Source organism: Pseudomonas sp. PB106, assembly GCF_009764645.1.
GTDB lineage: Bacteria > Pseudomonadota > Gammaproteobacteria > Pseudomonadales > Pseudomonadaceae > Aquipseudomonas.
The window spans coordinates 1-18,609 of the sequence record NZ_RWIM01000071.1 but is presented as its reverse complement, the minus strand read 5'-3'; the positions used below and the strand labels follow the sequence as shown (position 1 = coordinate 18,609).

Annotated in this window: 16 protein-coding genes and 1 riboswitch; of the genes, 10 read left to right on the top strand and 6 right to left on the bottom strand. The window is 59.8% G+C overall.

Translation table 11 applies throughout. The annotated features are described in order from the left end of the window. Positions 1-110: 110 nt before the first annotated feature. On the bottom strand, positions 111-2,108 hold the full coding sequence (gene tkt / locus EJA71_RS09715; protein WP_158956330.1) for a transketolase: 1,998 nt from the start codon (positions 2,106-2,108) through the stop codon (positions 111-113). Positions 2,109-2,378: 270 nt separating this feature from the next. Here tkt and EJA71_RS09710 point away from each other — a divergent pair, with 270 nt between their 5' ends. From EJA71_RS09710 to EJA71_RS09695, 4 genes are all read left to right on the top strand, one after another. Next, the gene (locus tag EJA71_RS09710) at positions 2,379-3,374 is read left to right on the top strand and encodes a metalloregulator ArsR/SmtB family transcription factor (protein WP_158956328.1); all 996 of its coding nucleotides are present in this window, start codon (positions 2,379-2,381) and stop codon (positions 3,372-3,374) included. A gap of 18 nt (positions 3,375-3,392) precedes the next feature. Beyond that, complete coding sequence (gene metK / locus EJA71_RS09705; protein WP_158956326.1) at positions 3,393-4,583, top strand: methionine adenosyltransferase; 1,191 nt, start codon at positions 3,393-3,395, stop codon at positions 4,581-4,583. Positions 4,584-4,784: 201 nt separating this feature from the next. Beyond that, positions 4,785-6,452, top strand: a complete 1,668-nt coding sequence (gene ligB, locus EJA71_RS09700; RefSeq protein ID WP_158956324.1) for an NAD-dependent DNA ligase LigB — start codon at positions 4,785-4,787, stop codon at positions 6,450-6,452. 97 nt (positions 6,453-6,549) lie between these two features. Then, a complete protein-coding gene (locus EJA71_RS09695) occupies positions 6,550-6,945 on the top strand; it encodes a DUF1090 domain-containing protein (RefSeq protein WP_158956322.1) in 396 nt (131 codons plus the stop codon). A 78-nt stretch (positions 6,946-7,023) separates the two neighbouring features. Here EJA71_RS09695 and EJA71_RS09690 read toward each other — a convergent pair whose 3' ends face one another. Next, positions 7,024-7,473 (bottom strand): cytochrome c, encoded by a 450-nt coding sequence (locus EJA71_RS09690; protein ID WP_158956320.1) that lies wholly within the window; start codon positions 7,471-7,473, stop codon positions 7,024-7,026. Positions 7,474-7,600: 127 nt separating this feature from the next. Here EJA71_RS09690 and EJA71_RS09685 point away from each other — a divergent pair, with 127 nt between their 5' ends. Continuing rightward, positions 7,601-8,773 (top strand): murein transglycosylase A, encoded by a 1,173-nt coding sequence (locus tag EJA71_RS09685; RefSeq protein ID WP_158956318.1) that lies wholly within the window; start codon positions 7,601-7,603, stop codon positions 8,771-8,773. 109 nt (positions 8,774-8,882) lie between these two features. Here the strand turns inward: EJA71_RS09685 and EJA71_RS09680 are convergent, their stop codons facing one another. Beyond that, on the bottom strand, positions 8,883-9,266 hold the full coding sequence (locus tag EJA71_RS09680; RefSeq protein WP_122594714.1) for an MAPEG family protein: 384 nt from the start codon (positions 9,264-9,266) through the stop codon (positions 8,883-8,885). A gap of 39 nt (positions 9,267-9,305) precedes the next feature. After that, complete coding sequence (locus tag EJA71_RS09675) at positions 9,306-10,139, bottom strand: EamA family transporter (RefSeq protein WP_158956316.1); 834 nt, start codon at positions 10,137-10,139, stop codon at positions 9,306-9,308. 155 nt (positions 10,140-10,294) lie between these two features. On the opposite strand from EJA71_RS09675, the gene EJA71_RS09670 reads away from it, so the two are divergent. Next, positions 10,295-11,560: a sodium:proton antiporter gene (locus tag EJA71_RS09670; RefSeq protein ID WP_158956314.1), complete on the top strand. Its 1,266-nt coding sequence runs from the start codon at positions 10,295-10,297 to the stop codon at positions 11,558-11,560. Here EJA71_RS09670 and EJA71_RS09665 read toward each other — a convergent pair whose 3' ends face one another. Together EJA71_RS09665 and EJA71_RS09660 are read right to left on the bottom strand one after the other, a co-directional pair. Further along, positions 11,561-12,448 (bottom strand): formate/nitrite transporter family protein, encoded by an 888-nt coding sequence (locus EJA71_RS09665; RefSeq protein WP_158956312.1) that lies wholly within the window; start codon positions 12,446-12,448, stop codon positions 11,561-11,563. It lies immediately after the preceding gene. A 213-nt stretch (positions 12,449-12,661) separates the two neighbouring features. Beyond that, on the bottom strand, positions 12,662-13,069 hold the full coding sequence (locus EJA71_RS09660; protein WP_016984776.1) for an acyl-CoA thioesterase: 408 nt from the start codon (positions 13,067-13,069) through the stop codon (positions 12,662-12,664). Positions 13,070-13,266: 197 nt separating this feature from the next. Continuing rightward, positions 13,267-13,365: riboswitch (S-adenosyl-L-homocysteine riboswitch) on the top strand. Between the two features lie 23 nt (positions 13,366-13,388). On the opposite strand from EJA71_RS09660, the gene ahcY reads away from it, so the two are divergent. The 4 genes from ahcY to EJA71_RS09640 form a co-directional block, all read left to right on the top strand. Continuing rightward, on the top strand, positions 13,389-14,798 hold the full coding sequence (ahcY, locus tag EJA71_RS09655; RefSeq protein WP_158956310.1) for an adenosylhomocysteinase: 1,410 nt from the start codon (positions 13,389-13,391) through the stop codon (positions 14,796-14,798). Positions 14,799-14,990: 192 nt separating this feature from the next. Beyond that, positions 14,991-15,836 (top strand): methylenetetrahydrofolate reductase [NAD(P)H], encoded by an 846-nt coding sequence (gene metF, locus EJA71_RS09650; protein ID WP_158956308.1) that lies wholly within the window; start codon positions 14,991-14,993, stop codon positions 15,834-15,836. A gap of 170 nt (positions 15,837-16,006) precedes the next feature. Further along, positions 16,007-16,819, top strand: coding sequence for an ABC transporter substrate-binding protein (locus tag EJA71_RS09645; RefSeq protein WP_158956306.1), 813 nt, complete (start codon positions 16,007-16,009; stop codon positions 16,817-16,819). A gap of 221 nt (positions 16,820-17,040) precedes the next feature. Then, positions 17,041-18,609, top strand: a 1,569-nt coding sequence (locus EJA71_RS09640) for a DEAD/DEAH box helicase (RefSeq protein WP_158956304.1), incomplete at its 3' end; no start/stop codon positions are given.

Here is an 18,609-nt window from a genome sequence, read left to right as displayed (position 1 = left end):
GAAGGCTGCGATCTTTTGATCCTGTTTTTTAAGATCAAGATCAAAAGATCGCAGCCTTCGGCAGCTCCTACAGGGGAATGCGGTGGCCGGGACCACCGCATTCGTACTGCTTAGTCTTCCAGCAGCTCTTCCGCCTGACCCAGGATGTTTTCCAGGGTGAAGCCGAACTCTTCGAACAGTGCCGAAGCCGGAGCCGATTCGCCGTAAGTGGTCATGCCGATCACGCGACCTTCCAGACCCACGTACTTGAACCAGAAGTCGGCGTGAGCTGCTTCGATCGCGATACGCGCGCCAACCTGCAACGGCAGCACGTCCTGCTTGTAGCCAGCGTCCTGAGCATCGAACACGCTGGTGCAAGGCATGGATACCACGCGCACCTTGCGGCCCTGCTCGGTCAGCTTGTCGTAAGCCTGAACGGCCAGACCCACTTCCGAACCGGTCGAAATTAGGATCAGCTCAGGCTCGCCTGCGCAGTCCTTCAACACGTAACCACCACGGCTGATGTCGGCAATCTGGCCGGCATCGCGTTCCTGGTGTTGCAGGTTCTGACGCGAGAAGATCAGCGCCGAAGGGCCGTCCTTGCGCTCCAGAGCGTTTTTCCAGGCCACGGCCGATTCAACGGCATCGGCTGGACGCCAGGTGTCGAGGTTTGGCGTGGTGCGCAGGCTGGTCAGTTGCTCGATCGGCTGGTGCGTCGGGCCGTCTTCGCCCAGACCGATGGAGTCGTGGGTGTAGACGTGGATCACCTGCTTCTTCATCAGCGCGGACATGCGCACGGCGTTGCGGGCGTATTCCATGAACATCAGGAAGGTTGCGCCGTAAGGCACCAGGCCGCCGTGCAGGGTCACGCCGTTCATGATCGCGGTCATGCCGAATTCGCGCACGCCGTAGTACATGTAGTTGCCGCTGGCATCTTCAGCGCTGACACCCTTGCAACCTTTCCACAGGGTCAGGTTGGAACCGGCCAGGTCAGCCGAACCGCCGAGCAGTTCCGGCAGGAGCGGGCCGAACGCGTTCAGGGTGTTCTGGCTGGCTTTACGGCTGGCGATGGATTCGCCTTTGGCCGCGACTTCAGCGATGTAAGCCGAAGCTTTTTCGGAGAAGTCGGCTGGCAGCTCACCGCTCAAGCGACGGATCAGCTCGTTGGCTTCAGTCGGGAAAGCTGCGGAATAGGCAGCGAAACGCTGATCCCACTCGGCTTCGGCCGCGCGACCTTTTTCCTTGGCATCCCACTCGGCATAGATGTCGGCCGGGATTTCGAACGGGCCGTAGTTCCAGTTCAGCGCCTGACGGGTCAGCGCGATTTCCGCGTCACCCAGTGGAGCGCCGTGGCAGTCTTCTTTGCCCTGCTTGTTCGGCGAACCGAAACCGATGGTGGTCTTGCAGCAGATCAGGGTCGGCTGTGCGCTCTTGCGAGCGGTTTCGATAGCGGTCTTGATCTCTTCCGGGTCGTGACCGTCAACATTGCGGATCACTTGCCAGTTGTAGGCTTCGAAACGCTTCGGGGTGTCATCGGTGAACCAGCCTTCGACTTCGCCGTCGATGGAGATACCGTTGTCATCGTAGAAGGCGATCAGCTTGCCCAGGCCCAAAGTACCGGCCAAGGAAGCGACTTCGTGGGAAATGCCTTCCATCATGCAGCCATCACCCAGGAACACATAGGTGTGGTGATCGACGATGTCGTGGCCAGGACGGTTGAACTGCGCGCCCAGCACCTTTTCCGCCAGGGCGAAGCCCACAGCGTTGGCCAGACCCTGACCCAGCGGGCCGGTGGTGGTTTCAACGCCCGGGGTATAACCGAACTCCGGGTGGCCCGGGGTGCGGCTGTGCAGTTGACGGAATTGCTTGAGGTCTTCGATCGACAGGTCGTAACCGGTCAGGTGCAGCAGCGAGTAGATCAACATCGAGCCGTGGCCGTTGGACAGCACGAAGCGGTCACGGTCGGCGAACGATGGATTGCTCGGGTTGTGCTTGAGGTAGTCGCGCCAAAGCACTTCGGCGATATCTGCCATACCCATAGGGGCACCGGGATGGCCGCTGTTGGCTTTTTGCACGGCATCCATGCTGAGGGCACGAATGGCGTTGGCACGCTCACGACGGCTAGGCATCGCTGATCTCCTGGGTTTTGGTAAGTCGAAACGGAAAAAAGGAGGGCATTTTCCCTCACCGGAGCGCCTCGGGGCAATGACAGATAGTCATCCTATGGCGTTTTTCCCATGGTTAACGGCGGTTTCGCTTGGTGAAACCTTTCCGCTACTCGTTTGTAGAGTTGACCGGTGGGTGAGAAGTGCAATAAAAAGCGCCATTGATCGAGCAATATCAAAACTTTTTGATATTGCCCTTGCGACGAATTCTCACCATCACTAGACTGCGGCCCTATGAATTTACGCGCGCCTTCCATTCGCCATGACGATTGCGACGAGCTGGCGGCCTTGTGCAAGGCCGGCGGCGATCCGCTGCGCCTGAATGTATTGCGCGCGCTGGCCAACGACTCGTTCGGTGTATTGGAGCTGGCGCAGATTTTCGGCATCGGTCAGTCCGGCATGAGTCATCACCTCAAGGTGTTGGCGCAAGCCGATCTGGTAGCGACGCGCCGCGAAGGCAACGCGATTTTCTATCGCCGTGCCCTGCCCCACACCGAACTGCTCGGCGGCAAGCTGCACGCAGCATTGTTAGAAGAAGTCGACAATCTGGTACTGCCGAACGATGTGCAAGCGCGGATCGAGCAGGTTCACGGCCAACGTGCTGCGGCCAGCCAGGACTTTTTCGCCCGGGTCGCGGAGAAATTTCGCGCCCAGCAAGACTTGATCGCAGGCCTGCCTCAATACCGTGACAGCGTGTTGGCCCTGCTCGACAAACTGAACTTCGAGGGCGCTGCCACGGCCATCGAAGTCGGTCCCGGCGATGGTGCTTTTCTGCCGGAACTGGCCCGTCGCTTCGGCACCGTAACCGCGCTGGACAACAGCCCGGCGATGCTCGAACTGGCGCGTCAGGTATGTGAACGTGAACAGCTGGCTAACGTCAGCCTGCAATTGGCCGATGCATTGAACGGCACAAGCCTTAAGGCCGATTGCGTGGTGTTGAACATGGTGTTGCACCATTTCGCCGCCCCGGCCGATGCGCTCAAGCACATGGCCAACCTGCTGCAGCCGGGCGGCAGCCTGCTCGTGACAGAGTTATGTAGCCACAACCAGAGTTGGGCCAGGGAGGCCTGCGGTGATCTCTGGTTGGGGTTTGAACAGGACGATTTGGCCCGTTGGGCCACCGCTGCGGGACTCGCTCCCGGGGAAAGCCTCTATGTGGGCTTACGTAATGGTTTCCAGATTCAGGTCCGCCACTTTCAGCGACCGACTGGCGACACTCACCATCGGTAAATTCAGGAAAACATCGAGATGAGCGAATACTCCCTCTTCACCTCCGAGTCCGTGTCCGAAGGGCATCCGGACAAAATCGCCGACCAGATTTCCGATGCGGTGCTGGACGCCATTATTGCCCAGGACAAACACGCACGCGTTGCCGTGGAAACCCTGGTCAAGACCGGCGTGGCCATCGTTGCCGGTGAAGTGACCACCAGCGCCTGGGTCGACCTGGAGCAGATCGTTCGTGACGTGATTTGCGACATCGGCTACACCAGCTCCGAAGTCGGCTTCGACGGCGCGACCTGCGGCGTGATGAACATCATCGGCAAGCAGTCCCCAGACATCAACCAAGGTGTTGACCGTGCCAAGCCTGAAGATCAGGGCGCCGGCGACCAGGGCCTGATGTTCGGCTACGCCAGCAACGAAACCGACGTTTTGATGCCAGCACCGATCACCTTCTCGCACCAGCTGGTACAGCGCCAGGCCGAAGCCCGTAAATCGGGTCTGCTGCCGTGGCTGCGTCCAGACGCCAAGTCGCAAGTGACTTGCCGTTACGAAGGCGGCAAGGTTGTCGGTATCGACGCGGTTGTTCTGTCGACCCAGCACAACCCTGAAGTGTCGTACAAAGACCTGCGCGAAGGCGTGATGGAGCTGATCGTCAAGCACGTGCTGCCTGCCGAATTGCTGAGCAAAGACACCCAGTTCCACATCAACCCGACCGGCCAGTTCATCATTGGCGGCCCGGTAGGTGACTGTGGTCTGACCGGTCGCAAGATCATCGTCGACAGCTACGGCGGCATGGCCCGTCACGGCGGCGGCGCGTTCTCCGGTAAAGATCCATCGAAGGTTGACCGTTCGGCTGCCTACGCTGGCCGTTACGTTGCCAAGAACATCGTCGCTGCCGGCCTGGCCGAGCGTTGCGAGATTCAGGTTTCCTACGCGATCGGCGTGGCTCAGCCTACTTCGATCTCGCTGAACACCTTCGGCACCGGCAAGATCAGCGATGACAAGATCGTCAAACTGGTGCGTGAAGTGTTCGACCTGCGTCCATACGCAATCACCACCATGCTCGACCTGCTGCACCCGATGTACCAGGAAACTGCAGCGTACGGCCACTTCGGTCGCGCATCAGAGACCAAGACTGTTGGCGAAGACACCTTCACCACTTTCACCTGGGAAAAAACCGACCGCGCCGACGCCCTGCGCGCTGCTGCTGGTCTGTAAGACTTTCCCCGGCGGTACAAAAAGCCCCGCACGGTTCATGCCGCGCGGGGCTTTTTCATGCCTTGAAGATCAAGGGTAGGAGCTGCCGAAGGCTGCGATCTTTTGATCTCCCGCTGTTGAAACACCCCGAAAAACACCCACCCGACCTCGCTCAAAATCCTGACTAATCTTCAGAAACCCCCACGAGCAAGGACGCTCACGATGCATTGGTTGTTGTTTGTTGTGCTGCAGCTCATTTGCCTGACTGGCTACGCAACTCAATGCCCGGACTGGGCGCCCACCCAGGCCCAACGCGAAATCACCGCCCTGCAAAACCAGATCAACCAATGGGACGACGCCTACCACCGCGAAGGCCGCTCACTGATTGCTGACGAACTCTACGACCAATCCGTTGCGCAACTGAACGAATGGCAGGCGTGTTTCAAACTGCCCTCGCCGCCCGATCCCTTGCGCACAGCCGCAGGCTCGGTCGCACACCCTATCGCCCATACTGGTCTGGATAAAATCCACAAAGATGAGGCCGTGGGTGCATGGCTACGTGATCGCAAGGATGTCTGGGTTCAACCCAAAGTCGATGGCGTCGCTGTGACGTTGATTTATCGCAAGGGCGTTTTGCAGCAGGCAATCAGCCGCGGTGACGGGATTACCGGTCAGGACTGGACAGCCTCAGCGCAAAAGATCGGCGCCATCCCGCAACGCCTGCCACAACCGCTGGATCTGCTGGTGCAGGGCGAACTCTACTGGCGCCTGAGCGAACACGTGCAGGCCCGATCCGGCAGCGTCAATGCGCGCGCCACCGTGGCCGGTTTGATGGGGCGAAAATCCTTGAGTGGCGAGCAAGCCTCCGGGATCGGATTGTTTGCGTGGGACTGGCCGCAAGGGCCGCTGGATTTGCCCGAGCGAATATCCACATTGACCAAGCTGGGTTTCGCTTCGATCGAGCCGTATAGCCATCCCGTCAGCGACCTTGCAGAAGCACAGAAATGGCGCGATCACTGGTACCGCTCCCCTCTGCCCTTCGCCAGTGACGGCGTAGTTCTGCGTCAGAGTCAGCGACCACCCGCCGAACGCTGGCAGGCTCGTGCGCCGTACTGGGCCGTCGCCTGGAAATACCCGTTTGCCCAGGCACTGGCCGAAGTACGCAAGGTCAATTTCAAGGTCGGCCGCACCGGACGCATCACGCCCGTACTGGAACTCAAGCCCGTCATGCTGGATGACCGCGAGATCAAGCGGGTCAGCGCCAGCTCCTTGAAGCGCTGGCAAGAACTGGATATCCGACCCGGCGACCAGATTGCGATCAGCCTTGCCGGTCTGACGATTCCAAGGCTCGACAGTGTGGTTTTACGCACCGGCGAACGGGCCGCCATCAACATCCCTGACGCCAAGGACTTTCACGCACTAAGCTGCTGGCAACCGACTTCAGGTTGCCAAAGTCAGTTTCTCGCCCGCTTGACCTGGCTCAGTGGCAAACAGGGTCTGAACATGCACCATGTCGGCCGTGGCACCTGGGAGAAACTTCTCGAAACACGCCGCGTGAACAACCTGCTGGATTGGTTAACCCTCGACGCGCCAGAGCTTGCTAACATTAGCGGCTTCGGCGAACGCAGCAGTGCGCGTTTGCTCAACAGTTTCAACAGCGCGCGCCAACGGCCTTTCGCCCAATGGCTGAAGGCCTTGGGCATGCCACCGACCGGTCAGGCACAACTGCCGGACTCATGGCAGGCGCTGGCACAACGTGACACCGAACAATGGCAGGCAGAAGCCGGCATCGGCCCCGGACGGGCGGCGCAATTGAGCGCATTCTTCCGTGACCCGCAGGTGCTGGCCCTGAGTGAAACGTTACGCGCCGCCGGAATCGACGGTTTCTGAACATGCAATCCCGGCACGCCGGGAACCCAACGGTAGCCGAGGCGCTCCAACAGCGCAGTGCCTGACCAACCCGATTGCCTTTGCACATGGAGCTTTTATGAAATTTCTCGCACCGCTCGCCATGCTGACCCTCTGCGGCATGATGGCCGCCCCCGTGATGGCCGATGAAGATGCTCCGGGCCTTACCGGTTGCGCCGCCAAGAAGCAGGGCATCATGAACCAGATCGAACAGGCCAAGTCGCGCGGCAACGCCGATCAGCAGGCTGGCCTGGAAACGGCCCTGAGTGAAGTGACCGAGCACTGCACCGACGCCGGGCTGAAGAAAGAACGCGAAAACAAAGTGCTCGAAGCCAAACATGAAGTCAGCCAGCGTCAGGCTGATCTGGACAAGGCGATGAAGAAAGGCGATCCGGAGAAGATCAACAAGCGCAAAGACAAACTGGCCGAGTCGCGTAAAGAGCTGCAGGACGCGCTGGACGAAATCGATAAGTAAGAATCAAAAGATCGCAGCCTGCGGCAACTCCTGTTCTGATCAGTGCAGGAGCGGCCACAGGCTGCGATCTTTTAACTTTCAATGATCGCGAAACTGTTTATGGCAAGCGCTGCAGGCGTCTTCGACTTTCTGCACCGCAGGCCCCAGATTACTGACCTTGTACGGTTGAACCTGACTGGCGATCACCAATTCTCCAGTGGCCGCTTCAAGGTTGCGGGCCATTTCCTGAAACTGCGCCTGTTTCTGCCAGACATCGTCTTTGGCGCTGGTGTGATCTTCTTCGCGCACCTGGGGGAAATGCTTCCACGGCTCATGGGACAACGCATCGAGTTTGACCGCGCCTTCGGCAAATTTCGGCCCGTCGAACGGGATGCGTCCGCGCAACATGCCGCCGAGGTCTTCGCCGGTCTTGAGCATTTGTTTGAAGATCGCCTTGCGTTGACCCAGCGGAGAATTCGGATCTACACCGCCACAGGCGGACAAGGTCAGACAGGCCAGCAATACAACAGAAATTCTTTTAAGAGTCATGGTGGCTTCAGGTCACGGAATCGGCGGCCAGTATCCTCGCGTCACCGACAAACACCAATAGCCCTATTAAAAATACGGGTTGCTTGAGCGCATGGAGCACTCGAACAACCGGCACAGGAATTACTCCATGAACATCCGCTTCAAGGCCTGGCGTCATCCGCTGTTCGCAAGCCTGCCGCTACTGGCCATCCTCGCCGGCTGCACCGGCGGCGACAGCGAAAAGCCGAAAACCCATGCCCTGGCCACTTATTCCAGCGCCACTTGGGAGGCGCTGCCGGCGGTGTCCGACAGTGATCTGGTCGCCGGTTTCGGTTCGTGGCGCAGCGCCTGCACCCGACTCAAGGCGGATGTGGTCTGGGGCGCTACCTGCGCCGCAGCGGCCAATGTGCCGCAGAGTGCCAGCGAAATTCGCGCGTTCCTCAAGCAGAACCTCGATGTCTTCGGCCTGCGCGCTGAGAACGACAATCCGAATGGCTTGATCACCGGTTACTACGAACCGGTCTATCCCGGCAGCCTGACGCCCACTGACGTGGCGAACGTGCCGGTGTACGGCGTGCCCGAAGACATGATCATTGTCTCGCTCGACAGCATTTACCCTGAGCTCAAAGGCAAACGCCTGCGCGGTCGTCTCGAAGGTCGCGTACTCAAGCCGTACGACGACGCCGCGACCATCGAAGCCAAAGGTGTGAAAGCCCCAGTGGTGGCGTACCTGACCGATCCGATGAACCTGCAATTCCTGCAGATCCAGGGCTCTGGACGCATTCAGACTCAGGACGGCAAACAACTGCGCATTGCCTACGCCGACCAGAACGGCCACCCCTATCGGCCAATTGGCCGCTGGCTGGTCGAACAGGGTGAGCTGAAGAAAGAAGACGTGACCATGAGCGCCATCAGCAACTGGGCCAAGGCCAATCCGGCGCGCATCCCGGAACTGCTCGGCAGCAACCCGAGCTATGTATTTTTTACCCGCAACCCGGACAGCAACGAAGGCCCGCGCGGTTCGCTGAACGTTCCACTGACTGCCGGCTACAGCGCGGCGGTGGATCGCAAAGTGATTCCGTTGGGCAGTCTGTTGTGGCTGTCGACCACGCGCCCGGATGGCACGGCACTCGTGCGTCCGGTGGCCGCGCAGGATACCGGCGGCGCGATTGCCGGCGAAGTGCGTGCGGATCTGTTCTGGGGCACGGGGGATGCGGCCGGGCAACTGGCCGGCGACATGAAACAACAGGGGCAGATCTGGATGCTCTGGCCAAAAGGCGCGGCATTGCCGCAAGTGCCGCAGGTGGCGGACAAACCTTAAAGCAAAAGATCGTCCGAACGCGGCCCGAGCCTGCGGCAGCGCCTACAGGGATAAACACATAACCTGTGTAGGAGCTGCCGCAGGCTGTGATCTTTTGATCTTGCTTTATCTACACCGAGACAAAGAAGAACGAAGCAATCAACCCCATCCCCACAAACCACACCAACGAACGCAGTGCCGCCCAGTCCGCCAGATAGCAAATGATGTAAAGCAGGCGACTGGTGATAAACAGCACCGCCAGCACATTCACCGTCACCAGCTCCGCCGTGCCCACCAAGTGGGCAACGATCACCGCTGCGGCGAACGCCGGGGTCACTTCAAAGCTGTTGAGTTGCGCCGCATGTGCACGACGAGCGACGCCATCGACGCTGTCGAGAAAATCCCGCGGATCGGAATTGTCCCTGAGCCTGAACCCGCCCGACGCCTTCGCCACGATCGTGCACACGTACGGCAGAAAAATCGCGATCAACACACACCACAGAGCCACCGTCATAACGCCGTCCTTTTTTCGAGTTATAGAATTCGCGGGCCGTCAGAACTTCATGATCAGCATGCCAATCAGTACCAGCCCACAGGCTAAGAGCCGTGGCCGGCCGAAAGGTTCTTTGAGGTAGCGCATCCCGAACAGCACCACCAGGATCACGCTGATCTCGCGCAACGCCGCCGCTTCGGCAATCGAGCCCAACTGCATCGCCCATAGCACCAGAGCGTAGCTGGCCAATACGCAGACGCCCACCGCCAACCCGAGCTTCCATTGCTCACGCCAGAACAGCAGGAACGCCGGGCGTTTGGCGACCCACGCCAGCAGCGGAAACGGCCAGGCACTGAGCAGCGTGACCCAGACCAGATAGTCCAGCGGATGCGACCAGCGCCGCAGGGCCTGGCCATCAATGTAGGTGTAGCAACCGATGCACAGGCCGATCAGCGCCACCACCGGCAGCATCGACCACGGCAAGTGCTTGCCACCGCCGCCCTGCCACAGCAGACAAACCATGCCGAACGGGATCAGCATGATCCCGAAGATCTGCTGGGTGGTGAGCACTTCGCCGGCAAAGATCAGGGTCAACGCCAGCACTACCAGGGGCGACAACCCGCGCATCAGCGGATAGACCAACCCCAGATCGCCGACCCGATAGGCCTGAATCAGCAGGTAGCGATAGAGCAGCTCGAACGCCGCCGATGCCAGAATCCAGGGCCAGATTTCCATGGGCGGCAAGCTCACGAACGGCAACGCGATGGCGACCACCAGCAGCGCCACGGTGTCCATGCACGCCACCACCAGCAGCCGTTCGGCGCTGAATTTGATCAATGTATTCCACGTCGCGTGCAACAGCGCCGCCATCAATACCAAAGCTGTCGCCAGCACGTTTCACTCCTTGATTTTTTTGTTGACCCTACACCAATGCGGGCGGCTGACCAATGGAGGCGACGGATTGTGTCCTCACCCCGAATCAGCCCATCCAACCTTTGCGCCGAAGATTCGGACCGCTGTCTTTCCACCCTTCATCCAAAGGACCCCGGATGCTTGAACTTGTCGCCGCTTTCATCTGCCTCACCACCCTCCTAACCTTCGTCAACTTCCGCTTCATCGGCCTGCCACCGACCATCGGCGTGATGGTTACCGCGCTGTTGTTCTCGCTGATCCTGCAAGGCCTGAGCGTGCTCGGCTACCCCGGTCTCGAAGAACGCGTGCAGCAACTGATTGGCCAGATCGATTTTGGCGATCTGCTGATGAACTGGATGCTGTCGTTCCTGCTGTTCGCAGGTGCTCTGCACGTTAACCTCAACGACCTGCGCAGCTACCGCTGGCCCATCGGTCTGTTGGCGACCTTCGGCGTGTTGATTGCCACCACGGTGATCGGCAGCCTCGCCTATTACATTTTTGCCCTGTTCGGCTGGCACGTGAGTTTCTTGTATTGCTTGCTGTTCGGCGCACTGATTTCGCCGACCGATCCGATCGCGGTGCTCGGCGTGTTGCGTACCGCCAACGCCTCGAAACCGTTGAAAACCACCATCGTCGGCGAATCGCTGTTCAACGACGGTACTGCGGTTGTGGTGTTCACCGTGCTGCTGGGCATCGCCCAACTCGGCGAGACCCCGACCATCAGCGCCACGGCAATGCTCTTCGTTCACGAAGCGATTGGCGGCGTGCTGTTTGGCGGGCTGATCGGTTATCTGGTCTACCGGATGATCAAGAGCATCGAGCAGCATCAGATCACCGTGATGCTCACTCTGGCGCTGGTCATCGGTGGTTCGGCAATGGCCACCGAAATTCATGTTTCAGCGCCGATTGCGATGGTCGTCGCCGGCCTGATCATCGGCAACGTTGGACGCAATCTGGCGATGAACGACATGACCCGCCGCTACCTCGACGGTTTCTGGGAATTGCTCGATGACATGCTCAACGCGCTGCTGTTCGCGCTGATCGGCATGGAGCTGTTGCTGCTGCCGTTTAACTGGCTGCACATGGCGGCGGCTGGTTTGCTGGCGGTAGCGATTCTGCTGTCGCGCCTGCTCACCGTGGCCCCGGCGATTCTCCTGCTACGCCGCTGGCGCACGGTGCCCGCCGGCACCATCCGCATTCTGACCTGGGGCGGTTTGCGCGGCGGTGTCTCCGTGGCACTGGCGCTGGCCCTGCCGCTGGGCCCGGAGCGCGATCTGCTGCTGAGCATCACTTACATCGTGGTGCTGTCGTCGATCCTGTTGCAGGGCCTGACCATCGGCAAACTGGTCAAACACGCGACTCGCAATGAGCCGGCAACCGTGACCGAACCCGCGCACCACTGATCATTTTTTGATCTCTCGCGGATCAGGTTTCTCGGCCTGATCCGCGGACTCCTTCGGCGTCCCGCTTTCGCTGCGAATCTGCGCATGGCTGATCAGCGCGAATATGAAGCTGCCGCCAATGATGTTCCCCGCCAGCGTCGGCCCTGCGAACACCGCCCAGAAATCACTCCACGGCAACTCGCCGGCAAACACCAGATACGACACTTCCGCCGATCCCACCACGATGTGGGTGAAGTCGCCGAGCGCCATCAAGTAGGTGATGAGGATGATGATCCACATCTTCGCGCTCTCCATGGACGGGATCATCCAGACCATGGTGGCGATCATCCAGCCGGAAACGATGCCTTTGGCGAACATCTGGCTGGCGTGGTTTTCCATGACCTTGCGGCCGATTTCGAGGAAGGCATGGTCCGTCTTGGTGTCGAAGATCGGCAGTTCGAGCATCACGTACGCGACCAGAATCGTGCCGCAGAGGTTGCCGACCAGCACCACTGTCCATAGCCGGATCAAGCGGCCGAAGTTGCGCAGGGTCGGTTTGGTCATCACCGGCAGAACGGCGGTCAGGGTGTTCTCGGTAAACAGTTGCTGGCGAGCGAGGATCACCGCGAGGAAGCCTGCGCAGTAGCCAAAACTGGCGATCACCTTGAATTCGTCGCCCTCGGGCAGACGTGAATTAAGCAAGCCCATCCCCATCAGCGACAGGCCCATGGTCAGCCCCGCCGCGAGCGCCGACCACCACAGCGCGGCAATGCTGCGCTCCAGCTCCTGATCGCCTTGGCTGCGGATGATTTCGTGGAGGACAGCCGCACGCGGCGGCTGGCTTTTCTCGACTTCGTGCTGTTCTTTGGCCGAGAGGTCGGGGGTCTTGCCGTCGGTGGGGGTGGTCATGGCGTGGGAACCGTGGGGGGTGGTGTTTACCTACGACCCTTGCGGCTAGTAATACGTTCTGTGAGCGCCACGCAAATCCTACGTCGGACACGTAGGAGCTGCCGCAGGCTCGGGCCGCGATCGGACGATCTCTTGATTTTGCTTTTAAAAAAACAAGATCAAAAGATCGTCCGATCGCGGCCCGAGCCTTCGGCAGCTCCTACAGGTGTCGCGTTATTTGGTGACTAACTCATCTTCCTGGAACTGGTCTTTGACGTATTTGATTTCGGTACGGCCGTGCGGCGCTGGCAAACCGTCTTCACCCAGATTCACAAACACCATCTTCTCGACGGTCAGAATGCTCTTGCGGGTGATCTTGTTGCGCACTTCGCAGGTCAGGGTGATCGAGGTGCGACCGAACTCGGTGGCGGTGATGCCCAGCTCGATGATGTCGCCCTGGCGCGAGGCGCTGACGAAGTTGATTTCGGAAATGTACTTGGTCACCACGCGCTGATTGCCCAACTGCACGATGGCGTAAATCGCCGCTTCTTCGTCGATCCAGCGCAGCAAGCTGCCACCGAACAGGGTGCCGTTGGGGTTGAGGTCTTCGGGTTTTACCCATTTGCGGGTGTGGAAATTCATCTTCACTCCTGAGGTCTTGCCGAACGATGGGCGGTATCTTGGCAGACTGAGCGGTCATGCTCCATGCGGCTTCGACTATGGTCGCCATTAACGATCTTCATCTGGCCGACAGAAACCCTTTGGAAGATCAGTCTAGACGGCTATAATCGCCACCGTTTCAAAACGGTCATCTCCAATTGGTACCGTTTTCCCGCCACCTGTCCGAGGGGCGCTGCAGCAGGTTCGACCTGTCAGGCTCGGATGGGGCGTTGACTGGCTCAGGCCAGACACTAAACGCACAACGGCGCCCATTCGCATACATTACGAATGGAGGCTCTTCATGAGCGCTGTCAACACGCCTGCAGATTTTAACGACTACAAAGTCGCCGACATGTCCCTGGCTGCCTGGGGTCGTCGCGAAACCATCATCGCCGAATCGGAAATGCCAGCCCTGATGGGTCTGCGTCGCAAGTACTCCGGCGAACAGCCGTTGAAAGGCGCCAAGATCCTCGGCTGCATCCACATGACCATTCAGACTGCCGTGCTGATCGAAACCCTGGTTGCCCTGGGTGCCGAAGTACGCTGGTCGTCGTGCAACATTTTCTCCACTCAGGATCAGGCTGCTGCCGCTATCGCTGCTGCCGGCATCCCGGTTTTCGCCTGGAAAGGTGAAACTGAAGAAGAGTACGAGTGGTGCCTGGAACAAACCATCCTGAAGGATGGCGCGCCATGGGACGCCAACATGATCCTCGACGACGGCGGCGACCTGACTCAACTGCTGCACGACAAGTACCCACAAGTACTGGATCGCGTTCACGGCGTGACCGAAGAAACCACCACCGGTGTACACCGTCTGCTGGACATGCTGGCCAAGGGCGAGCTGAAAATCCCGGCCATCAACGTCAACGACTCGGTGACCAAGTCCAAGAACGACAACAAGTACGGCTGCCGTCACAGCCTGAACGATGCGATCAAGCGTGGTACCGACCACCTGCTGTCCGGCAAGCAAGCGCTGGTCATCGGTTACGGTGACGTGGGCAAGGGCTCGGCTCAGTCCCTGCGTCAGGAAGGCATGATCGTTAAAGTTTCAGAAGTTGACCCGATCTGCGCCATGCAAGCGTGCATGGACGGTTTCGAACTGGTTTCGCCGTTCATCGACGGTATCAACGACGGTTCCGAAGCGAGCATCGACAAAGCGCTGCTGGGCAAGATCGACCTGATCGTGACCACCACCGGTAACGTCAACGTTTGCGACGCCAACATGCTCAAGGCTCTGAAGAAGCGTGCTGTTGTCTGCAACATCGGTCACTTCGACAACGAAATCGACACCGCTTTCATGCGCAAGAACTGGGCATGGGAAGAAGTGAAGCCACAGGTACACAAGATCCACCGTACCGGCGCTGGCGCTTTCGACGCGCAGAACGACGACTACCTGATCCTGCTGGCCGAAGGCCGTCTGGTAAACCTGGGTAACGCCACTGGCCACCCAAGCCGCATCATGGACGGTTCGTTCGCCAACCAGGTTCTGGCGCAGATCTTCCTGTTCGGCCAGAAGTACGCCGACCTGTCGCCAGCCCAGAAAGCCGAGCGCCTGACCGTTGAAGTACTGCCGAAGAAACTCGACGAAGAAGTGGCCCTGGAAATGGTTCGCGGCTTCGGCGGCGTGGTCACTCAACTGACCAAGCAACAGGCTGACTACATCGGCGTCACCGTCGAAGGCCCGTTCAAGCCGCACGCCTACCGCTACTAAGACAAGAGCAGCTGCGAGCTTCTAGCTTCAAGCGGCAAGTAAGGTCAAAAGCCGGACTTGCCGTGCGAAGCCTGAGGCTCTGCCATCATTTCAAAACAGCGTCAGGCTACAGGCTACTGGCACAAGAGATCAGCGCACCTCCGCTGCTCTTGCAGCTTGAAGCTTGCAGCTTGTAGCTGGAGGTCCCCTCCGATGTCCCAAGACCGTCGCTACAGCTTCGAGTTCTTCCCGACCAAGACCGATGCTGGGCATGAAAAACTGCTCGCCACTGCCCGTCAGTTGGCCACTTACAACCCTGATTTCTTTTCCTGCACCTATGGCGCTGGTGGTTCGACCCGTGATCGCACCCTCAACACCGTTCTGCAACTGGAAAGCGAAGTCAAAGTACCGGCCGCACCGCACCTGTCGTGCGTCGGCGACAGCAAGGACGACCTACGCGGCCTGCTGAACGAGTACAAGGCTGCCGGCATCAAGCGCATCGTCGCCCTGCGCGGTGACCTGCCGTCCGGCATGGGCATGACCAGCGGTGAGCTGCGTCACGCCAATGAACTGGTGGAATTCATTCGTGAAGAAACCGGCGATCATTTCCACATCGAAGTCGCCGCTTACCCGGAGATGCATCCACAAGCGCGCAACTACGAAGACGATCTGGCCAACTTCGTGCGCAAGGCCAAGGCTGGCGCCGACAGCGCAATCACCCAGTACTTCTTCAACGCCGACAGCTACTTCTACTTTGTCGACCGTTTGCAGGCGCAGGGTGTCGATCTGCCGATCGTCCCGGGCATCATGCCGATCACCAACTACAGCAAGCTCGCGCGCTTCTCCGATGCCTGCGGTGCGGAAATCCCGCGCTGGATCCGCAAGCAACTGGAAGCCTACGGCGATGACGCCGAGAGCATTCAGCGCTTTGGCGAGCAAGTCGTCAGCGAGATGTGCGAACGCCTGTTGCAGGGCGGCGCGCCGGGGCTGCACTTCTATTCCATGAACCTGGCTGAACCTAGTCTGGCAATCTGGAATAACCTGAAGTTGCCGCGCTAAGCGTTAGAAGCAAGATCAAAAGATCGCAGCCTTCGGCAGCTCCTACACAGGGTGATTAATACCAATGTAGGAGCTGCCGCAGGCTGCGATCTTTTGCTTTTGAAGCCCCGAAACAGAGCTTGTGCAGGCACTTTCTGGCTCTTTCGCGTTTCTCGTCGTAATCTCAAGCCATGCCTTTGATCACACAGTTATTCGCCGTGCTGGTTTTTGCTTGCCTGAGCTTCGCCGCTCGAGGCGAGAAGCTGCGTATTGTCACCGAGCCGTGGGCGCCTTACGTGTATGAAGAGGGCGGCAAAAACCTCGGCCTCGACTACGAAACCACTGCCATTGTCTTCAAACGCCTGGGCATTGAAGTCGAATGGCAATTCCTGCCGTGGAAGCGTTGTCTGTCGATGCTCGAAACCGGGCAGGCCGATGGGGCGCTGGATATCTTTCACAGCGACGAGCGCGACGCCACCCTGCTCTACCCGAGCGAACCGCTGTCGGACGTCGAGTTCGTGATGTTCTACGCCAACGATCGACCGCATCCGTTTGCCCGACTCGAAGAACTCAAAGGCCTGACCATCGGCACTTCGCCGGGTTATCTGTACAGCCCGGATTTCCGTGAATCGAACCTGTTTACTCGCGAACCGGCACCCACCCATGAGGCCAACTTCGGCAAACTGGTGCGCGGGCGTATCGACCTGCTGATCACCGATCGCCGCGTCGGTCAGCATTTGCTTGATGAACTGAATATCCGCGACCAGATCAGCGAGAACCCCACGGTTATTAGCCGCCAGAGCCAGTTTCTTGCGGTTCGGCGCAATGCCGGGATGGATTTGCTGGTGCAGCGCTTCGGCGCTGAACTCAAGCGTTTCAAGCGCGAACCGGCGTATGCCGAGCTCAGCGCACGCTACGGCGCCGCTCCTGCCGACAGCCCTTCAATGGATTCCGCCACCGCCAACGGCAAAACCGTTGAGCAGCAGGAAAGCAGCGCGCAGTGATTGCTCTGTTATACTCCGGCGTTCCCGCCAGGCTCACGCCCGGACGCCCGGAACCGTAACAGGCCTCTCGACCCGCTACAGCGCAGCTTTCAGCCCGCGCGAGCGCTCCAGACGTGCCTTCGGAACCGCAGCAGGACCGGACGGGATTGCGTCCTCTTAAACGCCATTCGCGCCAGGCAAGACTCCCATTGGGCCAAGCCCTAACTAAAACAGGATTACTCATGTCCTTTGCTTCCCTCGGTCTCTCCGAGGCTTTAGTCCGCGCCATCGAAGATGCGGGCTATACCGAGCCTACTCCGGTGCAACAGCGGGCCATTCCCGCCGTGTTGCAAGGTCGCGACCTGATGGTGGCGGCTCAGACAGGTACCGGTAAAACCGGCGGTTTCGCCCTTCCGATCCTGGAGCGGTTGTTCCCCAACGGTCACCCGGACAAATCCCAGCGTCATGGCCCGCGCCAACCGCGCGTACTGGTCCTGACCCCGACCCGCGAACTCGCGGCCCAGGTTCACGAGAGCTTCAAGATCTACGCCCGTGACCTGAAATTCGTCAGCGCCTGCATCTTCGGCGGCGTCGGCATGAACCCCCAGGTTCAGGCCATGTCCCGTGGTGTTGACGTTCTCGTGGCCTGCCCGGGTCGCCTGCTCGACCTCTGCGGTCAGGGCAGCGTCGATCTGTCCCACGTTGAAATCCTCGTCCTCGACGAAGCCGACCGCATGCTCGACATGGGTTTCGTGCACGACGTGAAGAAAGTCCTCGCACGTCTGCCGTCCAAGCGTCAGAACCTGCTGTTCTCGGCGACCTTCTCCAAGGACATCACCGACCTCGCCGGCAAGCTGCTGCATAACCCGGAACGCATCGAAGTGACGCCGCCGAACACCACGGTCGAGCGCATCGAACAACGTGTGTTCCGTCTGCCGGCCAGCCACAAGCGTGCACTGCTGGCGCACCTGATCACCGCCGGCGCGTGGGAACAGGTGCTGGTCTTCACCCGCACCAAGCACGGCGCCAACCGTCTGGCCGAGTACCTGGACAAGCACGGCCTGCCGGCTGTGGCGATCCACGGTAACAAGAGCCAGAACGCGCGCACCAAAGCGCTGGCCGACTTCAAGGCCAACCAGGTACGCATCCTGGTAGCGACCGACATCGCCGCACGCGGTTTGGACATCGATCAGTTGCCACACGTGGTCAACTTCGAACTGCCGAACGTCGATGAAGATTACGTTCACCGTATCGGCCGTACCGGCCGTGCCGGTCGTTCGGGCGAGGCGATCTCGCTGGTTGCTCCGGACGAAGAAAAACTGCTGAAAAGCATCGAACGCATGACCAAGCAGAAAATCGCCGACGGCGACCTGATGGGCTTCGATTCGAGCACCATTGAAGCCGAGAAGCCGGAAGTGCGCGAGCGTCCGGACGTGCGCAACCCGCGCAATCCACGTGGCCCACGCGGCGACGGGCCGAATGGCGGCGGCGGTGGCGGCGGTCGTAAAGACAAAGGCAAGGACAAGGGCAAAGAAAAACCTGCCGGTGAACGTGGCGAGCGCCCTGCCCGCCAGCAAAAACCGCGCGAAGGCACTCCGAGCCGCGAACAGCGTCCGAGCCAGCCGCCACGTGCTGCTGCCGATCGCGCACCGGACGAGTTCCTTGACGACGATGTGGATAACTTCGGTAACCGCGTTGACTACGTGCCGAAGCCGGCTCCTGCTGGCGGCCGTGGTCGTCGTCCAGGCGCACCGGCCCAGGGCGCAGGCGCAGGTTCCGGCGCACCACGCGGCGGTCAGCCGCAAGGTCGC